This window comes from Arthrobacter sp. CAN_A1, from assembly GCF_015751665.1.
In the GTDB taxonomy this organism is placed as follows: domain Bacteria; phylum Actinomycetota; class Actinomycetes; order Actinomycetales; family Micrococcaceae; genus Arthrobacter_D.
Window position 1 is genome coordinate 1 of sequence record NZ_JADOUR010000003.1, and the last position, 17,343, is coordinate 17,343.

At 60.4% G+C, this 17,343-nt stretch carries 30 protein-coding genes; all 30 read left to right on the forward strand.

Annotated elements, in window-relative coordinates:
- Nucleotides 1–125 precede the first annotated feature (125 nt).
- The gene (locus tag IWX62_RS04350; RefSeq protein WP_196840165.1) at nucleotides 126–455 is read left to right on the forward strand and encodes a hypothetical protein; all 330 of its coding nucleotides are present in this window, start codon (nucleotides 126–128) and stop codon (nucleotides 453–455) included.
- 493 nt (nucleotides 456–948) lie between these two features.
- Nucleotides 949–1,257 carry a 30S ribosomal protein S10 gene (rpsJ, locus tag IWX62_RS04355; protein ID WP_003803825.1) on the forward strand — a complete coding sequence of 103 codons (309 nt, stop codon included), beginning with the start codon at nucleotides 949–951 and terminating at the stop codon, nucleotides 1,255–1,257.
- A gap of 16 nt (nucleotides 1,258–1,273) precedes the next feature.
- On the forward strand, nucleotides 1,274–1,930 hold the full coding sequence (rplC, locus tag IWX62_RS04360; RefSeq protein WP_196840166.1) for a 50S ribosomal protein L3: 657 nt from the start codon (nucleotides 1,274–1,276) through the stop codon (nucleotides 1,928–1,930).
- On the forward strand, nucleotides 1,927–2,595 hold the full coding sequence (gene rplD / locus IWX62_RS04365; RefSeq protein ID WP_196840167.1) for a 50S ribosomal protein L4: 669 nt from the start codon (nucleotides 1,927–1,929) through the stop codon (nucleotides 2,593–2,595). Before rplC ends, rplD begins: the two co-directional genes overlap by 4 nt.
- Nucleotides 2,592–2,897, forward strand: a complete 306-nt coding sequence (gene rplW, locus IWX62_RS04370; RefSeq protein WP_196840168.1) for a 50S ribosomal protein L23 — start codon at nucleotides 2,592–2,594, stop codon at nucleotides 2,895–2,897. Before rplD ends, rplW begins: the two co-directional genes overlap by 4 nt.
- Nucleotides 2,898–2,928: 31 nt before the next feature.
- Nucleotides 2,929–3,768 carry a 50S ribosomal protein L2 gene (gene rplB / locus IWX62_RS04375; protein WP_196840169.1) on the forward strand — a complete coding sequence of 280 codons (840 nt, stop codon included), beginning with the start codon at nucleotides 2,929–2,931 and terminating at the stop codon, nucleotides 3,766–3,768.
- A 12-nt stretch (nucleotides 3,769–3,780) separates the two neighbouring features.
- A complete protein-coding gene (gene rpsS / locus IWX62_RS04380) occupies nucleotides 3,781–4,062 on the forward strand; it encodes a 30S ribosomal protein S19 (RefSeq protein ID WP_019481497.1) in 282 nt (93 codons plus the stop codon).
- A gap of 38 nt (nucleotides 4,063–4,100) precedes the next feature.
- Entirely contained in the window at nucleotides 4,101–4,466 is a 366-nt protein-coding gene (gene rplV, locus IWX62_RS04385) for a 50S ribosomal protein L22 (RefSeq protein WP_026553530.1), read from the forward strand.
- Nucleotides 4,466–5,323, forward strand: a complete 858-nt coding sequence (gene rpsC / locus IWX62_RS04390) for a 30S ribosomal protein S3 (RefSeq protein WP_019481499.1) — start codon at nucleotides 4,466–4,468, stop codon at nucleotides 5,321–5,323. Before rplV ends, rpsC begins: the two co-directional genes overlap by 1 nt.
- Nucleotides 5,324–5,740, forward strand: coding sequence for a 50S ribosomal protein L16 (gene rplP, locus IWX62_RS04395; RefSeq protein WP_196840170.1), 417 nt, complete (start codon nucleotides 5,324–5,326; stop codon nucleotides 5,738–5,740).
- Nucleotides 5,741–5,742: 2 nt separating this feature from the next.
- Nucleotides 5,743–6,108 carry a 50S ribosomal protein L29 gene (gene rpmC, locus IWX62_RS04400; RefSeq protein WP_196840171.1) on the forward strand — a complete coding sequence of 122 codons (366 nt, stop codon included), beginning with the start codon at nucleotides 5,743–5,745 and terminating at the stop codon, nucleotides 6,106–6,108.
- Entirely contained in the window at nucleotides 6,105–6,398 is a 294-nt protein-coding gene (rpsQ, locus tag IWX62_RS04405) for a 30S ribosomal protein S17 (protein ID WP_019481502.1), read from the forward strand. Before rpmC ends, rpsQ begins: the two co-directional genes overlap by 4 nt.
- Nucleotides 6,399–6,686: 288 nt before the next feature.
- On the forward strand, nucleotides 6,687–7,055 hold the full coding sequence (gene rplN, locus IWX62_RS04410) for a 50S ribosomal protein L14 (RefSeq protein ID WP_019481503.1): 369 nt from the start codon (nucleotides 6,687–6,689) through the stop codon (nucleotides 7,053–7,055).
- Between the two features lie 3 nt (nucleotides 7,056–7,058).
- Complete coding sequence (gene rplX / locus IWX62_RS04415; RefSeq protein WP_196840172.1) at nucleotides 7,059–7,439, forward strand: 50S ribosomal protein L24; 381 nt, start codon at nucleotides 7,059–7,061, stop codon at nucleotides 7,437–7,439.
- Nucleotides 7,439–8,014 (forward strand): 50S ribosomal protein L5, encoded by a 576-nt coding sequence (rplE, locus tag IWX62_RS04420; protein WP_019481505.1) that lies wholly within the window; start codon nucleotides 7,439–7,441, stop codon nucleotides 8,012–8,014. Before rplX ends, rplE begins: the two co-directional genes overlap by 1 nt.
- Nucleotides 8,015–8,113: 99 nt before the next feature.
- Nucleotides 8,114–8,512 carry a 30S ribosomal protein S8 gene (rpsH, locus tag IWX62_RS04425; protein ID WP_019481506.1) on the forward strand — a complete coding sequence of 133 codons (399 nt, stop codon included), beginning with the start codon at nucleotides 8,114–8,116 and terminating at the stop codon, nucleotides 8,510–8,512.
- Nucleotides 8,513–8,536: 24 nt separating this feature from the next.
- The gene (rplF, locus tag IWX62_RS04430; protein WP_196840173.1) at nucleotides 8,537–9,073 is read left to right on the forward strand and encodes a 50S ribosomal protein L6; all 537 of its coding nucleotides are present in this window, start codon (nucleotides 8,537–8,539) and stop codon (nucleotides 9,071–9,073) included.
- Between the two features lie 2 nt (nucleotides 9,074–9,075).
- Nucleotides 9,076–9,459, forward strand: a complete 384-nt coding sequence (gene rplR, locus IWX62_RS04435) for a 50S ribosomal protein L18 (RefSeq protein WP_196840174.1) — start codon at nucleotides 9,076–9,078, stop codon at nucleotides 9,457–9,459.
- A gap of 29 nt (nucleotides 9,460–9,488) precedes the next feature.
- Entirely contained in the window at nucleotides 9,489–10,202 is a 714-nt protein-coding gene (rpsE, locus tag IWX62_RS04440; RefSeq protein WP_196840175.1) for a 30S ribosomal protein S5, read from the forward strand.
- The gene (rpmD, locus tag IWX62_RS04445; protein ID WP_196840176.1) at nucleotides 10,202–10,414 is read left to right on the forward strand and encodes a 50S ribosomal protein L30; all 213 of its coding nucleotides are present in this window, start codon (nucleotides 10,202–10,204) and stop codon (nucleotides 10,412–10,414) included. The genes rpsE and rpmD overlap by 1 nt, the downstream gene beginning before the upstream one ends.
- The gene (gene rplO, locus IWX62_RS04450; RefSeq protein WP_196840177.1) at nucleotides 10,414–10,905 is read left to right on the forward strand and encodes a 50S ribosomal protein L15; all 492 of its coding nucleotides are present in this window, start codon (nucleotides 10,414–10,416) and stop codon (nucleotides 10,903–10,905) included. Before rpmD ends, rplO begins: the two co-directional genes overlap by 1 nt.
- A 193-nt stretch (nucleotides 10,906–11,098) precedes the next feature.
- On the forward strand, nucleotides 11,099–12,412 hold the full coding sequence (gene secY, locus IWX62_RS04455; protein WP_196840178.1) for a preprotein translocase subunit SecY: 1,314 nt from the start codon (nucleotides 11,099–11,101) through the stop codon (nucleotides 12,410–12,412).
- Nucleotides 12,409–12,981, forward strand: coding sequence for an adenylate kinase (locus tag IWX62_RS04460; RefSeq protein WP_196840179.1), 573 nt, complete (start codon nucleotides 12,409–12,411; stop codon nucleotides 12,979–12,981). The genes secY and IWX62_RS04460 overlap by 4 nt, the downstream gene beginning before the upstream one ends.
- Nucleotides 12,982–12,986: 5 nt before the next feature.
- Nucleotides 12,987–13,811 (forward strand): type I methionyl aminopeptidase, encoded by an 825-nt coding sequence (gene map / locus IWX62_RS04465; protein ID WP_196840180.1) that lies wholly within the window; start codon nucleotides 12,987–12,989, stop codon nucleotides 13,809–13,811.
- Between the two features lie 200 nt (nucleotides 13,812–14,011).
- Complete coding sequence (gene infA, locus IWX62_RS04470; protein ID WP_019481515.1) at nucleotides 14,012–14,233, forward strand: translation initiation factor IF-1; 222 nt, start codon at nucleotides 14,012–14,014, stop codon at nucleotides 14,231–14,233.
- A 73-nt stretch (nucleotides 14,234–14,306) separates the two neighbouring features.
- The gene (gene rpmJ / locus IWX62_RS04475) at nucleotides 14,307–14,420 is read left to right on the forward strand and encodes a 50S ribosomal protein L36 (RefSeq protein WP_024475611.1); all 114 of its coding nucleotides are present in this window, start codon (nucleotides 14,307–14,309) and stop codon (nucleotides 14,418–14,420) included.
- A gap of 175 nt (nucleotides 14,421–14,595) precedes the next feature.
- Nucleotides 14,596–14,973: a 30S ribosomal protein S13 gene (rpsM, locus tag IWX62_RS04480; protein WP_196840181.1), complete on the forward strand. Its 378-nt coding sequence runs from the start codon at nucleotides 14,596–14,598 to the stop codon at nucleotides 14,971–14,973.
- Between the two features lie 110 nt (nucleotides 14,974–15,083).
- The gene (gene rpsK, locus IWX62_RS04485; protein WP_019481517.1) at nucleotides 15,084–15,485 is read left to right on the forward strand and encodes a 30S ribosomal protein S11; all 402 of its coding nucleotides are present in this window, start codon (nucleotides 15,084–15,086) and stop codon (nucleotides 15,483–15,485) included.
- A gap of 167 nt (nucleotides 15,486–15,652) precedes the next feature.
- Nucleotides 15,653–16,663 (forward strand): DNA-directed RNA polymerase subunit alpha, encoded by a 1,011-nt coding sequence (locus IWX62_RS04490; RefSeq protein ID WP_196840182.1) that lies wholly within the window; start codon nucleotides 15,653–15,655, stop codon nucleotides 16,661–16,663.
- Between the two features lie 66 nt (nucleotides 16,664–16,729).
- On the forward strand, nucleotides 16,730–17,329 hold the full coding sequence (gene rplQ, locus IWX62_RS04495) for a 50S ribosomal protein L17 (protein WP_196840183.1): 600 nt from the start codon (nucleotides 16,730–16,732) through the stop codon (nucleotides 17,327–17,329).
- The last annotated feature ends 14 nt before the right edge of the window (nucleotides 17,330–17,343 follow it).

Below are 17,343 nucleotides of genomic sequence, written 5' to 3' on the forward strand. Positions count from 1 at the left end.
GGGCAGATCCGATGGCCATGACCGGGCAGTTTTCATGGCCACCAGCGGGCAGTAATGCTGGCCACCCGTGGGCACCTTTAACTGGCCCTTGACACTCACCCGGTGAGTCTGCCAGCCTGACGCAGATGGCGCTCTTGGGTATAGAGTCGCCGGAGCTTCAAGCAACGTTCACCGATGCACATGGCTTCGTCGCCCAGACCGACTTCTACTGGCGGGAGCGGAGACTTATCGGCGAATTCGATGGCCTGGTGAAGTACCAGAAGCCCGAGTACATGGGTGGCCGTAGTGCCAGCCAGCGGGTGGTCGACGAGAAGATCCGCGAGGATCGGCTGCGCGCGCTGGGGTTCACTGTGGCGCGTTGGATCTGGGAGGACGTCTACAAGCCGGAGCGGCTGCTCTCTTTGCTCGTCTCCAAGGGACTGGAAGCTGGCCGTCCGGTCACGGGAAGGCCGTAAGTCCCGCGGCCGGCGGTGTTGAATCGGACTAACGCAGCAGAAATCCGCAAGCGCCCCTTCTATATGTGGCTCGTTTGCCGCTTTTGGGCTGGCGTCATCCACGGTCGGAGCACAGCTGGCGGCGTGTCGGAACCCTGATTCGCCTTCTGCACTGATATCTGGCAAACTGGACAAGTTGTTCAAGCGCTTGCGCGCGCGGTTTGAGATACCGTCCCGGTCAGGATAATGCCTGATGCAGGGTCAGTGTTCACCGGGCGGTTAGCCCAAATATAACCACCCCCAATTCAGCTGGGCTGGAAACGTGGATGCATTCTGAGGAGCAGTTTGCGAAGAATCCACGACACGCCCGAGCGCGGGGGTCGGTACCTCCACAGGGTGAGGAACCCGGAAACTTCCGGATTCAGTCTGTGGGAGGAGCGCCAGTGCAACGGGCGCAGCACGTGCAGGAACTGACAGATATTCAAGAATTCTTGAGAGAGAGAGTCGAGACGCCATGGCGGGACAAAAAATCCGCATCCGGCTGAAGTCGTATGACCACGAGGTCATCGACGTATCAGCACGGAAGATCGTTGAGACGGTGACGCGCGCAGGCGCTACGGTTGTTGGCCCAGTGCCACTGCCGACGGAGAAGAACGTGTACTGCGTTATCCGCTCACCGCACAAGTACAAGGACAGCCGCGAGCACTTCGAAATGCGTACACACAAGCGTCTGATCGACATCATTGACCCCACGCCCAAGGCCGTTGATTCGCTGATGCGTCTCGACCTGCCTGCGGACGTGAACATCGAAATCAAGCTGTAAGGGAGAGCGGATCATAATGTCTACTTCACTTACGCGTCAGGTCAAGGGTCTTCTGGGCACCAAGCTCGGCATGACCCAGGTCTGGGATGAAAACAACCTGCTCGTGCCGGTTACCGTCGTCCAGGCTGACTCCAACGTCATTACCCAGCTCCGTTCAGCGGACCAGGATGGCTACACCGCCGTCCAGATCGGGTTCGGCCAGATCGACCCCCGCAAGGTGACCAAGCCTCTGGCAGGTCACTTCGAAAAGGCCGGCGTCACGCCGCGCCGCCACGTCGTTGAGCTGCGTACCTCCGATGCTGACACCTACTCGCTGGGCCAGGAGCTCTCCGTGGAGATCTTCGAAGCCGGCCAGAAGGTCGACGTCATCGGCACCACCAAGGGCAAGGGCTTCGCCGGTGTTATGAAGCGTCACGGCTTCCACGGCGTCGGCGCATCCCACGGTGCCCACAAGAACCACCGCAAGCCCGGCTCGATCGGTGGCGCGTCCACCCCCAGCCGCGTCTTCAAGGGCATGAAAATGGCAGGCCGTATGGGTGCCGTTCGTCAGACCACTCTGAACCTCACGGTTCACGGTGTGGATGCCGAGAAGTCGCTGCTGCTCATCAAGGGTGCCGTCCCCGGCGCCCGCGGCCAGGTCGTCCTCGTACGCACCGCCGTGAAGGGAGCATGACCAACATGGTCACCAACTCAGTTGTCAACACTGTAAAGGTCGATCTCCCCGCAGAGATCTTCGACACGCAGACCAACGTGCCCTTGCTGCACCAGGTCGTCGTGGCTCAGCTTGCAGCTGCCCGCCAGGGTACGCACAAGACGAAGACCCGTGCAGAGGTATCCGGCGCAGGCCGCAAGCCGTTCAAGCAGAAGGGAACAGGTCGCGCCCGTCAGGGTTCGATCCGCGCCCCTCACATGACCGGTGGCGGCGTTGTTCACGGACCCACCCCACGCGACTACAGCCAGCGCACCCCCAAGAAGATGAAGGCAGCCGCCCTGCGCGGTGCACTTTCTGATCGGGCACGCAACGGTCGTATCCACGTTCTTGAATCCCTGGTATCCGGCGAGAAGCCGTCCACCAAGGGTGCAATCGACGCGCTTCGCAGCATCTCGGAGCGTCCACACCTGCTCATCGTTATTGAGCGCGCCAACGATCTCACGGCACTGTCCGTGCGGAACGTCCCGGAAGTACACGTCCTCTATGTTGACCAGCTCAACACCTATGACGTGCTGGTTTCCGATGACGTGATCTTCACGAAGGCCGCTTACGACACGTTCGTCGGTTCCACCGGCACGACCGTAGATGCTGACGAGAGCACAACAGCTACGGAGGACGCCAAGTGAGCGCGACCATCTCCAAAGATCCCCGCGACGTCGTCCTTGCGCCGGTCGTCTCGGAAAAGAGCTACGGCCTGATCGACGAGGGTAAGTACACCTTCCTGGTCGACCCGCGCTCAAACAAGACAGAGATCAAGCTGGCCGTGGAGAAGATTTTCTCCGTCAAGGTCGACTCGATCAACACTCTCAATCGTTCGGGTAAGCGCAAGCGCACCCGCTTCGGCTGGGGTCAGCGGAAGGCTACCAAGCGTGCCATCGTGACCCTCAAAGAAGGAACGATCGACATCTTCGGCGGTCCGCTCTCTTAGGGCGGAGACCACTTTAACGAGGAAATGACACATGGCTATTCTTAAGTACAAGCCAACAACCCCCGGCCGTCGCGGCTCGAGCGTTGCTGACTTCGCAGAAATCACTCGGTCCACCCCGGAAAAATCCCTGGTGCGTCCCCTCCCTAAAAAGGGTGGTCGTAACAACACCGGTCGGATCACGACCCGTCACAAGGGCGGTGGCCACAAGCGCCAGTACCGCCTGATTGACTTCCGTCGCCACGACAAGGACGGCGTCAACGCACGTGTTGCTGAGATCGAATACGATCCCAACCGCACGGCTCGCATTGCGCTTCTCCACTACGTTGACGGCACCAAGCGCTACATCGTTGCACCGAACCGCCTGAAGCAGGGCGACACGGTGGAAGCCGGAGCCGGCGCTGACATCAAGCCAGGCAACAACCTGCCACTGCGTAACATCCCGGTTGGTACCGTGATCCACGCTGTGGAACTGCGTCCAGGCGGCGGGGCCAAGATGGCTCGCTCGGCAGGTGCGTCGGTCCAGCTGGTTGCCAAAGAGGGCCGCTTCGCGCAGCTCCGCCTCCCCTCCGGTGAAATCCGCAATGTGGATGTTCGCTGCCGGGCCACCATCGGTGAAGTTGGAAACGCAGAACAGTCCAACATCAACTGGGGCAAGGCCGGCCGTATGCGCTGGAAGGGCGTCCGCCCAACCGTTCGTGGCGTTGCCATGAACCCGGTTGATCACCCACATGGTGGTGGTGAAGGTAAGACCTCTGGTGGCCGTCACCCGGTGAACCCGAACGGTAAGGCCGAAGGCCGTACCCGCCGCAAAAACAAAGAGAGCGACTCACTGATTGTGCGTCGCCGTCGTTCCGGCAAGAACAAGCGATAGGAGCCTGGAGACATGCCACGCAGCCTGAAGAAAGGCCCCTTCGTCGATCAGCACCTTTTTGTGAAGGTCGCTCGTGAAAACGACAAGGGCACCAAGAACGTCATCAAGACGTGGTCCCGCCGCTCAATGATCATCCCCGACATGCTGGGGCACACGATCGCCGTGCACGACGGGCGCAAGCACATCCCGGTGTTTGTCACAGAGTCAATGGTCGGGCACAAGCTCGGCGAATTCGCTGCGACGCGGACCTTCCGCGGCCATGTAAAGGACGACCGCAAGGGCAAGCGCCGCTAGGCGCTGCTCGAGCGGCAGAAGACGAGAGAAGGAAAGCAATGGAAGCCAAGGCAGTTGCGCGTTTTTCGCGTGTCACGCCTATGAAGGCCCGGCGCGTCGTCAACCTGGTTCGTGGCAAGCAGACGAATGAGGCTCTGGCAATACTGAAGTTCGCCCCACAGGCAGCTTCAGAGCCGGTATTCAAGGTAGTACAGTCGGCCGTCGCCAACGCCCGAGTCCTCGCGGACCGGGATGGCGTCGCATTCGACGAGGATAACCTGTTCATCAGCGAGGCATTTGTTGATGAGGGCCCCACGATGAAGCGGTTCCGGCCGCGCGCCCAGGGCCGTGCATTCCGCATTTTGAAGCGGACTAGCCACATCACAGTTGTAGTAGCCACCCCTGAGAAAGCGCAGGTCCGCTAGTGGGACAGAAAGTAAACCCGCATGGGTTCAGGCTCGGTATCACCACGGACCACCGTTCGCACTGGTTTGCCGACAGCAACAAGCCCGGTCAGCGGTACAAGGATTATGTCCGCGAGGACATCAAGATCCGTCAGCTGATGGCCACAGGCATGGACCGTGCCGGTATCGCCAAGGTTGAGATCGAGCGCACCCGTGATCGTGTCCGTGTGGATATCCACACTGCCCGTCCCGGTATCGTTATCGGTCGCCGCGGCGCCGAAGCAGACCGCATCCGCGGCGAGCTGGAGAAACTGACCGGCAAGCAGGTTCAGCTCAACATCCTCGAGGTCAAGAACCCCGAGATGGAAGCTCAGCTTGTAGCCCAGGGCGTTGCAGAGCAGCTCTCCTCACGCGTGGCGTTCCGCCGTGCGATGAAGAAGGCTATGCAGTCAGCGCAGCGCGCCGGCGCCAAGGGCATCCGTGTCCAGTGCTCCGGTCGTCTGGGTGGCGCCGAAATGAGCCGTTCCGAGTTCTACCGTGAAGGCCGTGTGCCCCTGCACACCCTTCGGGCGAATATCGACTACGGGTTCTTCGAAGCCAAGACCACCTTCGGCCGTATCGGCGTGAAGGTCTGGATCTACAAGGGCGACATCACCGCCAAGGAGCTCGCAGCCCAGGCTGCAGCTGCACCGTCCCGTGGACGTGGCGGCGGAAGCGATCGTCCGAGCCGTGGCCCAGCGGGAGCTGACCGTGGCGGAGACCGCGGCGCTGACCGTCGTCGACGTAACCCTGCCGGTTCCGCTCCCACCGAGGCGCAGGCAACTGCCGCACCGGCTGAAGCTGCAGCTCCGGCAGCAGCGGAAGGAGGACAGGCTTAAATGCTTATCCCACGTCGAGTCAAGTTCCGTAAGCAGCACCACCCGGGTCGTTCCGGCGCTGCTACCGGTGGCACGCAGGTCAGCTTCGGTGAATGGGGTATCCAGGCTCTGAGCCCGGCATACGTCACCAACCGTCAGATTGAAGCTGCACGTATTGCCATGACCCGCCACATCAAGCGTGGCGGCAAGGTCTGGATCAACATTTATCCTGACCGCCCACTAACCAAGAAGCCTGCTGAAACCCGTATGGGTTCCGGTAAGGGCTCCCCTGAGTGGTGGGTATCGAACGTCAAGCCGGGTCGGGTTCTTTTTGAACTTTCCGGTGTATCAGAAGAGGTAGCCCGCGAAGCCCTGCGCCTAGCAATCCACAAGCTGCCGTTGAAGGCACGCATTGTGCGTCGTGAAGGTGGTGAGTAGATATGGCTATTGGTTCAAAGGAACTGACATCCGAGCAGCTGGACGGCTTCGATCGTGATCGCCTGGTCGAGGAACTCCGGAAGGGCAAGGAAGAGCTGTTCAACCTGCGCTTCCAGTCCGCAACCGGACAGTTGGAAAACCACGGGCGTCTCCGCTCGGTAAAGCGCGACATCGCACGCCTGTACACGGTGATGCGTGAGCGTGAGCTCGGCATTCGGCCTGACTATGTTGCTCCCGTTGAGGAAGCAAAGCCTGAAAAGGCCAAGAAGTCCAAGAAGGCCTCCACCAAAGACGCCCCGGATGCGGGCACGCCGGACGCAGGCACACCTGCTGCAGGCACCGAGGCTTCTCAGGAGGACGCCAAGTGAGTGAACAGAAGAGTGAAGCAACGACGTCGGACGATCTCGCCCGCGGCTACCGTAAGACCCGTCGTGGCTACGTAGTTTCGGACAAGATGGAAAAGACGATCACGGTGCAGGTTGAAGACCGTGTGAAGCACGCGCTATACGGCAAGGTTCTTCGCCGCAGCACCAAGGTCAAGGTCCACGACGAAGAGAACACCGCCGGCATCGGCGATCACGTTCTCATCAGCGAGACCCGCCCGCTGTCCGCTACCAAGCGGTGGCGCCTGGTCGAGGTTATCGAGCGCGCCAAGTAGGTCCCTTCAGGGATTCTGCAGTTCACGACTGCGCCCCGGACGAGTTATCGCACCAGCGATTTCGCGTCCGGGGCGCTTTCGCGATAAGATGAAAATCTTGTCTGTCCGGTGGGTTAGAGGTACGTGCTTCCACACCGGCGATTGAGACAAAAGCCCGATAATCTTGTTCAGCATTCTTTGCGTTGGCGTGTTCGCGCCCGCGCAGGCTGAGGACCAGTATTACGGGGCCAACCCATATCCGTTCCGCAAGGCTCGTTGAGAGAACCAGCGCGACGACAGGAGTAATAAGTGATTCAGCAGGAGTCGCGGCTAAAGGTCGCCGACAACACGGGTGCCAAGGAAATCTTGACCATTCGCGTTCTCGGTGGATCCGGACGCCGCTACGCAGGCATCGGTGACGTCATCGTGGCCACCGTCAAGGACGCAATTCCCGGCGGCAACGTCAAGAAGGGCGACGTCGTCAAGGCGGTCATCGTCCGCACCAAGAAGGAACGCCGCCGTGCGGATGGTTCCTACATCAAGTTTGACGAGAACGCTGCGGTGATCTTGAAGACAGACGGCGACCCACGCGGTACGCGTATCTTCGGTCCCGTTGGTCGCGAACTCCGCGACAAGCGCTTCATGAAGATCATCTCGCTAGCGCCGGAGGTGCTCTAACCCATGGGAGCGAACAAGACAGTGAAATTCAAGATCAAGAAGGGTGACCTGGTTCAGGTCATCAGCGGTGCCAAGCAGGAACGCGGCGGAGACCGTGGCAAGCAGGGCAAGGTTCTTCGCGTATTCCGCGAAAACAACCGCGTACTTGTCGAGGGAATCAACCGCGTCACGCGCCACACCAAGGTTGGCCAGTCGCAGCGCGGCTCCAAGACCGGTGGCATCGAGGTCATTGAAGCCCCCATCCATATCAGCAACGTTGCAGTGGTTGACCCTGAGACCAACAAGCCGACCCGCGTCGGTTACCGCATCGATACCGTCGAGAAAGACGGTAAAGAGCGTACGGTCCGGATCCGCGTCGCCAAGGCATCAGGGAAGGATCTCTAATGACTACCGAAGCCGTAGAGACAAAGATCTCCCCGCGCCTGAAGACGCGCTACGCCGCTGAAATCAAGTCCGGTCTGCAGGAAGAATTCGGTTACACCAACGTCAACCAGGTTCCACGCCTGGTTAAGGTTGTTGTGAACATGGGTGTTGGAGATGCCGCCAAGGACTCCAAGCTCATTGATGGTGCTGTGCGCGACATGACCCAGATCACCGGTCAGAAGCCTCAGGTCACCAAGGCCCGCAAGTCCATCGCACAGTTCAAGCTGCGCGAGGGAATGCCCATTGGCTGCCACGCAACTCTTCGTGGCGACCGCATGTGGGAATTCGTAGACCGTCTGGTCTCGCTTGCACTGCCCCGTATCCGCGACTTCCGTGGCCTCAGCGGCCGCCAGTTCGACGGAAACGGCAACTACACCTTCGGCCTCACGGAACAGTCAATGTTCCACGAGATCGACCAGGACAAGATCGACCGCGTACGTGGCATGGACATCACCGTTGTCACCACAGCAAAGACCGACGACGAAGGCCGCGCACTGCTCAAAGCGCTCGGCTTCCCGTTCAAATCCGAAGATTAATCTAACTACGTTCCAGGTCCGTACCGGGCAGGGCAGGGCGCAAGCCGAACACCCTAAACCGGGCCCCGGAAACCGTTACGAGGAAGGGCAAGAGCCCACATGACAATGACAGATCCTGTGGCAGACATGCTGACACGTCTGCGCAACGCAAACTCCGCATACCACGACACCGTGAGCATGCCATACAGCAAGCTCAAAGCTCGCGTAGCCGACATCCTGAAGGCTGAAGGCTACATCGCGGGCTGGAAGGAAGAGGAAGCGGAGGTTGGCAAGAAGCTGACCATCGACCTCAAGTTCGGTCCTGAGCGCCAGCGTTCAATCGCCGGCATCCGCCGCATCTCCAAGCCGGGACTGCGCGTTTACGCGAAGTCCACCAACCTGCCCCACGTTTTGGGTGGACTCGGTATCGCCATTCTGTCCACATCCTCAGGGCTGCTGACAGACCGCCAGGCATCCAAGAAGGGCGTGGGTGGGGAAGTCCTCGCCTACGTCTGGTAGCCGGAACAGAGAAGGAGTAAACACATGTCACGTATTGGACGTCTCCCCATCTCCGTTCCCGCGGGTGTTGAGGTAAAAGTCGCCGGTAACCTGGTGTCCGTCAAGGGAGCCAAGGGCGAGCTGAGCCACACTGTGCCCAGCCCGATCCTGGTCGAACTTGATGAGAGCACACTGACCGTCTCCCGGCCGAACGACGAGCGCGAATCGCGTTCGCTGCACGGCCTGACCCGCACCCTGATCTCCAACATGATCATCGGTGTGACCGACGGATACAAGAAGAACCTCGAAATTGTCGGCACCGGTTACCGTGTGCAGGCCAAGGGTTCCGATCTGGAGTTCGCACTGGGCTTCAGCCACCCGGTAGCCGTCAAGGCACCGGAAGGCATCACTCTGACCGTTGAGGGACCCACCAAGGTTTCCGTCTCCGGCATCAGCAAGCAGCAGGTCGGCGAAGTCGCCGCTAACATCCGCAAGCTGCGGAAGCCGGACCCCTATAAGGGCAAGGGCGTGCGCTACGCAGGCGAAGTTGTTCGCCGTAAAGTCGGAAAGTCTGGTAAATAATCATGGCTATCAGCATTAATAAGAAGCGAAGCTCCAAGAGCAAGTCCGCCCAGCGTGGACGTCGCCACCTCCGTGTGCGCAAGCGCATCACCGGAACCGCGGTTCGCCCGCGGCTGGTAGTCAACCGGTCTGCACGCCACATGTTCGTTCAGGTTGTCGACGACGCACTCGGTGTCACTGTTGCCTCGGCCTCCACGTTGGAAGCCGATCTGCGGGCATTCGATGGCGACAAGACTGCCAAGGCCAAGCGCGTGGGCAACCTCGTTGCTGAGCGTGCCAAGGCTGCTGGAATCGAAGCTGTTGTCTTCGACCGCGGCGGCAACAAGTACCACGGCCGCATTGCCGCCATCGCAGATGGCGCCCGCGAAGGTGGGTTGGCACTGTGACCGAGGAAAACAATGCAAAGGAACCTGAATTGAGTACAGGTACTGAACAGCCTGCTGCTGCAGCTTCGGCTGCAGAAGCACCCGCAACGGCAGCAGCCGACGACCGCAAGGGTGGTGCTCGCGGTGAACGCGGTGGCCGCAACAGCGGCGCCGGCGGCCGTGACGGTGGCCGTGGCGGCCGCGACGGTGGCCGTGGTGGCCGCGATGGCGGACGCGACGACAAGGACAAGTTTGTCGAGCGCGTGGTTGCTATCAACCGTGTGTCAAAGGTGGTCAAGGGTGGACGGCGCTTCAGCTTCACAGCCCTGGTCGTCGTCGGCGACGGTAACGGCATGGTTGGTGTCGGTTACGGCAAGGCCAAGGAAGTTCCGTCAGCAATCGCGAAGGGCGTTGAAGAGGCCAAGAAGTCCTTCTTCAAGGTTCCCCGCATCGGTGGCACCGTTCCTCACCTGGTACAGGGTGAAGCGGCCGCAGGCGTAGTCCTGCTCCGCCCAGCCTCCCCAGGTACCGGCGTTATCGCCGGTGGCCCGGTGCGCGCTGTACTGGAATGCGTCGGCATCCACGACGTCCTGTCCAAATCACTCGGCTCCTCAAACGCCATCAACATTGTTCACGCAACCGTTGACGCGCTGAAGCGGCTGGAAGAGCCTCAGGCAGTAGCCGCCCGTCGTGGGTTGCCACTGGACCAGGTTGCTTCCTCGTCAATGCTGCGCGCAATGCAGGAACAAAAGGCAGGTGCGTAATGGCAACTCCCAAGCGCGTGTTAGTAAGCTCAGCGAAGCTTGAAATCACCCAAACCAAGTCCGTCATTGGCGGCAAGCAGAACCAGCGCGACACGCTGCGGTCACTCGGTCTCAAGCGCATCGGACACACTGTTGTCCGTACCGCTGACGCCGTTACCGTTGGCATGGTCAACACGGTTCCGCACCTCGTGAAGGTTGAGGAGGCCAACTAATGGCAGAGAAGAAAGTGGCAGCAGCCACAGCAACGGACACCGAGCGCGTTCACGCGCTCAAGGTCCACCACCTGCGTCCCGCTCCGGGAGCCAAGACCGCCAAGACCCGCGTGGGCCGTGGCGAAGGCTCTAAGGGTAAGACTGCAGGACGCGGTATGAAGGGAACCAAAGCCCGTTACCAGGTCAAGGCAGGCTTCGCAGGTGGACAGCTTCCCCTGCACATGCGCCTTCCCAAGCTGCGCGGCTTCAAGAACCCGTTCCGGGTCGAGTTCCAGGTAGTCAACCTGGACAAGATCTCGGAGTTGTACCCCAACGGTGGCGAGGTGTCAGTCGACAGCCTGGTAGCCAACGGTGCGGTTCGCAAGAACCAGCCCGTGAAGGTACTGGGCACCGGCGACATCACCGTCAAGGTTGATGTCACGGTCCACGCCTACTCGGCCAGTGCTGCAGAGAAGATCACTGCAGCTGGCGGTTCGGTTACCGGACTCTAGGCAGATCCGCTGTGATCTACCCGATCTAGCAACTAGACTCTTGGTGGGCCGGAACATTCCGGCCCACCAAGAGTTTTTTATGGCCACATAGGCTCACCTAGCCACCCCCGGGTCCGACGCACCGGGTTTCAACCGTTAGACTCGGTTGTTGTGTATCTGTCCATCATGGACACCAAGACCCTCAGGAGGACGCTTGCTTAGCGCTATTGGCCGGGCTTTCCGGACGCCAGACTTGCGGCGCAAGCTGTTGTTCACGCTTGGAATCATCACGATCTTCCGTATGGGTGCTTTCATCCCCGCACCGGGAGTGGATTACGGCAATGTCCAGCAATGTTTGCAGCTCGGCAACACGGAGGGGGGCCTCTACGAGTTTGTGAACCTCTTCAGTGGTGGCGCACTCCTGCAAGTGTCTATCTTCGCTCTGGGCATCATGCCCTACATCACGGCGAGCATCATCACCCAACTCCTCCGGGTGGTCATCCCTCGTTTCCAGGAACTGCACCAGGAAGGCGCGCAGGGTCAGTCGACCCTGACCCAATACACGCGTTACCTGACCATCGCCCTGGGCCTGTTGAACGCCACCACACTTGTGTCCCTAGCACGATCCGGTGCGCTGCTCGGCGATTGCCCGGTGCCGATCATCCCCGACGACAGCATCATCACTGTTCTGCTGCTCATCATCACCCTGACCGCCGGTACTGGCCTGATCATGTGGATGGGCGAGCTCATCACCGAACGTGGCGTCGGCAACGGCATGTCGCTGCTGATCTTCACAGCTATTGCTGCGGGCTTCCCCACCTCCCTCGGTGAAATCCTCCGGACCCAGGGCTGGACGGTCTTCGTCGCCGTGATCGCCATCGGTCTGGTGGTTGTTGCCCTGGTAATCTTCGTCGAACAGTCCCAGCGGCGTATTCCCGTGCAGTACGCCAAGCGCATGGTTGGCCGCCGCACCCTTGGTGGAAGCAGCACCTACATCCCGATCAAGGTCAACATGGCCGGCGTGATCCCCGTGATCTTCGCGTCCTCCATGCTGTACCTGCCCACCCTGATCGCCCAGTTCAACACTCCGACCGATGGCCAGACTCCGCCGCCGGAATGGGTCAACTTCATCACCACGTACCTCGCTAACGGTGATCACCCGCTCTACATGGCCCTGTACTTCGCAATGATCGTCTTCTTCACGTACTTCTATGTGGCGATCACGTTCAACCCGGACGAGGTGTCCGAGAACATGAAGAAGTACGGCGGCTTCATCCCGGGCATCCGCGCCGGCAGGCCCACGGCTGAGTACCTGCAGTACGTGCTGTCCCGCATCACCCTGCCTGGCGCCATCTATCTGGGCCTGGTCGCACTGATCCCGTTGATCGCTCTTGTGCTGATCAACGCAAACCAGAACTTCCCCTTCGGCGGTGTTTCAATCCTCATCATGGTGGGCGTTGGACTCGAGACGGTGAAGCAGATCGACGCTCAGCTTCAGCAGCGTCATTACGAAGGGTTGTTGCGATGACACGGATGCTCATAATCGGTCCTCCCGGATCAGGTAAAGGCACACAGGCCGCACGTATCTCTGAGCGGCTCGGCGTCGTAGCGATCTCCACCGGGGATATCTTCCGCGACAACGTCAAGCGTGAGACCCCACTGGGGCTGGAAGCCAAGAAGTACATGGACGCAGGGGATTTCGTCCCTGACAGCGTCACCAACTCCATGGTGAGGGACCGTCTCAAGGAGGACGACGTCCGCGAGGGCTTCCTCCTCGACGGTTACCCCCGCACCGCGGCCCAGGTGACCGAATTGGATGACATCCTGGCTCACAACGAGCTTGCCCTCGATGCGGTATTGCAGCTCACGGCGCCCGATGAGGAACTGGTGCGCCGGTTGACCGGCCGGGCAGAGCTCGATGGACGCAGCGACGACAACGAGAAGGTCATCCGGCACCGCCTGGACCTTTACCACGAGCAGACCGAGGGTGTTGTCTCCCAGTACGAGGGTCGCGGCATTGTGAAGCGGGTCGACGGCATCGGTGCCATCGACACGGTGACCGAGCGCGTGGTCACCGCCCTGAACGGTTCACGGTAGGTCAGATGTTTCGCCAGTCGAAAGTCGAATACAAGAACAACCAGCAGATCCGCACGATGCGGAAGGCTGGCCTGGTACTTTCGGCGGCGCTTGACGAAGCAGTTGCGGCGGCGGCTGTTGGTGTGACGACCCGCGAGCTCGATGGAGTGTTTGCGGGGGTCCTGAAAGCATCCGGTGCAACGTCCAACTTCCTGGGTTACCACGGGTTCCCGGCATCCATCTGTGCCTCGGTGAACCATGAAGTGGTGCACGGCATTCCGGGAGACTATGTGCTCCAGGACGGTGACATCCTGTCGATCGACGGCGGTGCCATCGTGGATGGCTGGCACTCCGACTCAGCGCGCTCAGTCATTGTGGGACAGGCCAGGCCAGAAGACCAGCGGCTGTCCGACGCGACTGAAGCCGCCATGTGGCATGGAATTGCCGCTCTTGCCGGCGGCCGGCATGTGGGGGATATCGGCAACGCCATCGACGACTATGTGTCAGGGCTCGACGGCGAACCTCTCGGGATCCTGCAGGATTACGTGGGGCATGGCATCGGCACGGCAATGCATCAGCCGCCCGATGTGCTCAACTACCGGAGTGGCCACCGGGGTCCTAAAATCCGGCCAGGACTGTGTCTTGCGATCGAGCCGATGCTGGTTCTCGGGGGACTGGAGACGACGTTGCTCGACGATGACTGGACGGTAGTCACCACCGACGGTCGGCGGTCCTGTCAGTGGGAGCACACGGTCGCTGTTCACGACGGCGGCATCTGGGTGCTCAGCGCCGAAGACGGCGGTGCATCGAGGCTTGAACCGCTCGGCGTCACGCCCGTCGCACTGTCCTGACTGAGCTGGCTGCGAGATTTAACTATTCGGTGCCCATAGCGTAGAGTTGCCTGTTGGTTGTCTCTACTCCTGTGCCCATTTAGGGCGCCCACGTGTGCACGGTCCGGTAACCCGGATCTGCTGCTGCGGTGGAAGTAGGCCAACGATCACAACCCAATCGTCTGCCGCGAAAGTGGTGGGCATCGACGTTAGCGGAGGATATGGCCAAGAAAGACGGTGTCATTGAGATTGAAGGCACTGTGAACGAGGCTCTGCCCAACGCGATGTTCCGCGTTGAGCTGGCCAACGGACACATTGTCCTTGCCCACATCTCGGGAAAAATGCGTCAGCACTATATCCGGATCCTTCCCGAGGACCGGGTGGTAGTGGAGCTTAGCCCTTACGACCTCACCCGAGGCCGCATCGTCTACCGCTACAAATAAGGAATTCTCCCATCCTGACTCAGGGTAGGGAGTGTAGTTACAGCACAATCTGCAAACAACGCAAAGGAAAACCATGAAGGTCCAGCCGAGCGTCAAGCGGATCTGCGATAAGTGCCAGGTGGTTCGCCGCAAGGGCAACGTACTCGTAATCTGCGAAAACCCGCGCCACAAGCAGCGTCAGGGCTAACGTACTTCTCTTCCTGAGGAGCACAGCCCACACGCAGCAGCAGTACATCCATACAAGCAGAGCAGTTCCCTCGTTGAGAGGGAGCACACCCCCGGGCACGGAGGCCGGGGAGCTGAGTTTCTCAGCAGGCCGCTCTGTTTCAGACCTCCAGTAACACCAAAGGAGAACCGCCACTATGGCACGTCTCGCTGGCGTAGACATTCCCCGCGAAAAGCGGGTAGTGATAGCGCTTACCTATATCTATGGCGTGGGCAAGACCCGTGCAGACAAAACGTTGGCAGAAACGGGCATCAGCCCGGACACCCGCGTCAAGGACCTCACTGACGCGGAGCTGCTGCAGCTGCGTGACTACATTGAAGTCAACTACAAGGTCGAAGGTGACCTCCGCCGTGAGGTAGCCGCCGATATCCGCCGGAAGGTGGAGATCGGAAGCTACGAAGGCATCCGCCACCGCCGTGGTCTTCCTGTGCGCGGACAGCGCACGAAAACCAACGCGCGTACCCGTAAGGGTCCAAAGCGGACCGTCGCCGGCAAGAAGAAGGCCGCGCGTTAACTCTGGCTGACCCTTGAAGTGACTGGCTAGAGCTCGTCGCATCAAGCAACTTCGCCATCGGACCCTCATCGGTCCCGGCACCTCACCCATCACCTTTCGTAGGAGAAGCAATGCCCCCCAAGACTCGTGGAGCGGTACGTAAGCCGCGTCGCAAGGATAAGAAGAATATCGCGCTTGGACAGGCGCACATCAAGAGCACGTTCAACAACACCATCGTGTCCATCACGGACCCCTCAGGCGCAGTAATCTCGTGGGCCTCCGCTGGTGAAGTTGGATTCAAGGGCTCTCGTAAGTCAACCCCGTTCGCCGCGCAGATGGCTGCTGAAGCCGCCGCGAAGCGCGCGCAGGAACACGGCGTCAAGAAGGTCGACGTTTTCGTCAAGGGCCCAGGCTCAGGACGCGAAACGGCTATCCGCTCGCTGCAGGCTACCGGCCTTGAGGTTGGCTCCATTCAGGATGTCACCCCGAGCGCCCACAACGGTTGCCGCCCACCGAAGCGTCGCCGCGTCTAATTAGCTTTCCCGGTGCGAATGCCGTCCTGCGTTGGATCCCAGCATCTGGGCTAACGCAGGGCGGCGTTCGACACCGACCCTCAAGCTAATAAGCGTTGCTTGCTAGCTGTCCCTTTCCACCATTTGTGTTGCGTCATATAGCGGATGCTCCCTGAAAGGAAATGTAAGTGCTTATTGCACAGCGCCCCACCCTGACTGAAGAAGTCGTCGCCGACAACCGTTCACGGTTCGTCATCGAGCCGCTTGAGCCCGGTTTCGGCTACACCCTCGGAAATTCGCTTCGCCGCACCCTGCTCTCATCGATTCCGGGTGCAGCTGTTACCAGCATCCGTATCGATGGAGTGCTGCACGAATTCACCACGGTGCCAGGTGTCAAGGAAGATGTCACCGAGATCATCCTTAACATCAAAAACCTTGCCGTGTCTTCCGAGCATGACGAACCAGTCGTCGCCTACCTGCGCAAGCAGGGCCCCGGCGTCGTCACCGCGGCGGACATTGCACCGCCAGCCGGTGTCGAGTTCCACAACCCGGATCTTCACATCGCCACCCTCAACTCGAAGGGTAAGTTCGAGCTCGAACTCACCATCGAGCGTGGGCGCGGCTACGTGTCGGCCTCACAGAACAAGTCCGGTGACTCCGAGATTGGCCGTATTCCGATCGACTCGATCTACTCGCCGGTCCTGAAGGTCACCTTCCGGGTCGAAGCAACCCGTGTTGAGCAGCGCACCGACTTCGACCGTCTGATCGTTGACGTCGAAACCAAGGACGCTATCGCCCCCCGCGATGCAGTCGCTTCGGCCGGTACCACCCTGGTGGAACTGTTCGGGCTCGCCCGCGAGCTGAACACCGCAGCCGAGGGTATCGAGATTGGCCCATCGCCCACCGACGCTGCCCTGGCAGCCGACATGGCGCTGCCCATTGAAGATCTTGAGCTGACCGTTCGTTCGTACAACTGCCTCAAGCGTGAGGGCATCCACACCGTGGGTGAACTCGTCGCACGCTCCGAGGCCGATCTCATGGACATCCGTAACTTCGGAGCGAAGTCCATCGATGAGGTCAAGGCCAAGCTGGTTGAGCTGGGTCTGTCCCTGAAGGATTCCCCTCCAGGGTTCGATCTTGCCGCCCGTGCAGCAGCCATTGAAGAAGACGACGCCGCTTACAGCGACGACGAGCTCTAACAACGTTAGAAAGACCTGTTCGCCACTGGGAAGTGGCGGACAGGACCACTTAGAGGAGAAACAATCATGCCCACACCAACAAAGGGCCCACGTCTCGGAGGCGGTCCGGCGCACGAACGCCTGATGCTCGCCAACTTGGCCGCCTCACTGTTCGAGCACAAGCGCATCACCACCACGGTGACCAAAGCGAAGCGGCTCCGCCCGTACGCAGAGCGCCTGATCACCTTCGCAAAGAAGGGCGATCTCGCCTCACGACGCCGTGTTCTTGGCGTCATCAGCAGCAAGAGCATCGTCCACGAGCTGTTCACCGACATTGCTCCTGCCGTTGCGAACCGCGAAGGCGGTTACACCCGGATCACCAAGATCGGCAACCGTAAGGGCGACAACGCCCCGATGGCAGTCATCGAACTGGTTCTCGAGCCAATGTCGGCGAAGCAGTCGGTTGTCGCCGAGGCCGAGCAGTCCAAGGCCAACGCAGCGCCGGTTGTAGCAGACTCGCCAGAATCAGCCGATTCGCCTGAGTCAGCTGACTCGGTCGGTTCAGCAGAGTCAGCTCCTTCAGCCGATGAGGTTGCGGCTGAGGACACCAACGTCAGTGCCGAGGCCGGCGCTGACGAGGTTGTTGTCGTTGAAGAAGGAACCACCGAGGACGACGGCAAGAAGTAATTCTTCCGCCACTC

Excerpts from the sequence above, each read along its gene's own strand:
- infA (WP_019481515.1), top strand. The coding sequence starts at position 14,012 with ATGGCCAAGAAAGACGGTGTCATTGAGATTGAAGGCACTGTGAACGAG.
- rplD (WP_196840167.1), top strand. The coding sequence starts at position 1,927 with ATGACCAACATGGTCACCAACTCAGTTGTCAACACTGTAAAGGTCGAT.
- rpsJ (WP_003803825.1), top strand. The coding sequence starts at position 949 with ATGGCGGGACAAAAAATCCGCATCCGGCTGAAGTCGTATGACCACGAG.
- rpmC (WP_196840171.1), top strand. The coding sequence starts at position 5,743 with ATGGCTATTGGTTCAAAGGAACTGACATCCGAGCAGCTGGACGGCTTC.
- rplB (WP_196840169.1), top strand. The coding sequence starts at position 2,929 with ATGGCTATTCTTAAGTACAAGCCAACAACCCCCGGCCGTCGCGGCTCG.
- rplX (WP_196840172.1), top strand. The coding sequence starts at position 7,059 with ATGGGAGCGAACAAGACAGTGAAATTCAAGATCAAGAAGGGTGACCTG.
- rpsS (WP_019481497.1), top strand. The coding sequence starts at position 3,781 with ATGCCACGCAGCCTGAAGAAAGGCCCCTTCGTCGATCAGCACCTTTTT.
- rplP (WP_196840170.1), top strand. The coding sequence starts at position 5,324 with ATGCTTATCCCACGTCGAGTCAAGTTCCGTAAGCAGCACCACCCGGGT.
- rplC (WP_196840166.1), top strand. The coding sequence starts at position 1,274 with ATGTCTACTTCACTTACGCGTCAGGTCAAGGGTCTTCTGGGCACCAAG.
- rplF (WP_196840173.1), top strand. The coding sequence starts at position 8,537 with ATGTCACGTATTGGACGTCTCCCCATCTCCGTTCCCGCGGGTGTTGAG.
- IWX62_RS04350 (WP_196840165.1), top strand. The coding sequence starts at position 126 with ATGGCGCTCTTGGGTATAGAGTCGCCGGAGCTTCAAGCAACGTTCACC.
- rpsK (WP_019481517.1), top strand. The coding sequence starts at position 15,084 with ATGCCCCCCAAGACTCGTGGAGCGGTACGTAAGCCGCGTCGCAAGGAT.
- rplR (WP_196840174.1), top strand. The coding sequence starts at position 9,076 with ATGGCTATCAGCATTAATAAGAAGCGAAGCTCCAAGAGCAAGTCCGCC.
- rplO (WP_196840177.1), top strand. The coding sequence starts at position 10,414 with ATGGCAGAGAAGAAAGTGGCAGCAGCCACAGCAACGGACACCGAGCGC.
- rpsM (WP_196840181.1), top strand. The coding sequence starts at position 14,596 with ATGGCACGTCTCGCTGGCGTAGACATTCCCCGCGAAAAGCGGGTAGTG.
- rpsH (WP_019481506.1), top strand. The coding sequence starts at position 8,114 with ATGACAATGACAGATCCTGTGGCAGACATGCTGACACGTCTGCGCAAC.
- rpmD (WP_196840176.1), top strand. The coding sequence starts at position 10,202 with ATGGCAACTCCCAAGCGCGTGTTAGTAAGCTCAGCGAAGCTTGAAATC.
- rplV (WP_026553530.1), top strand. The coding sequence starts at position 4,101 with ATGGAAGCCAAGGCAGTTGCGCGTTTTTCGCGTGTCACGCCTATGAAG.
- IWX62_RS04460 (WP_196840179.1), top strand. The coding sequence starts at position 12,409 with ATGACACGGATGCTCATAATCGGTCCTCCCGGATCAGGTAAAGGCACA.
- rplQ (WP_196840183.1), top strand. The coding sequence starts at position 16,730 with ATGCCCACACCAACAAAGGGCCCACGTCTCGGAGGCGGTCCGGCGCAC.
- rpmJ (WP_024475611.1), top strand. The coding sequence starts at position 14,307 with ATGAAGGTCCAGCCGAGCGTCAAGCGGATCTGCGATAAGTGCCAGGTG.
- map (WP_196840180.1), top strand. The coding sequence starts at position 12,987 with ATGTTTCGCCAGTCGAAAGTCGAATACAAGAACAACCAGCAGATCCGC.
- rplE (WP_019481505.1), top strand. The coding sequence starts at position 7,439 with ATGACTACCGAAGCCGTAGAGACAAAGATCTCCCCGCGCCTGAAGACG.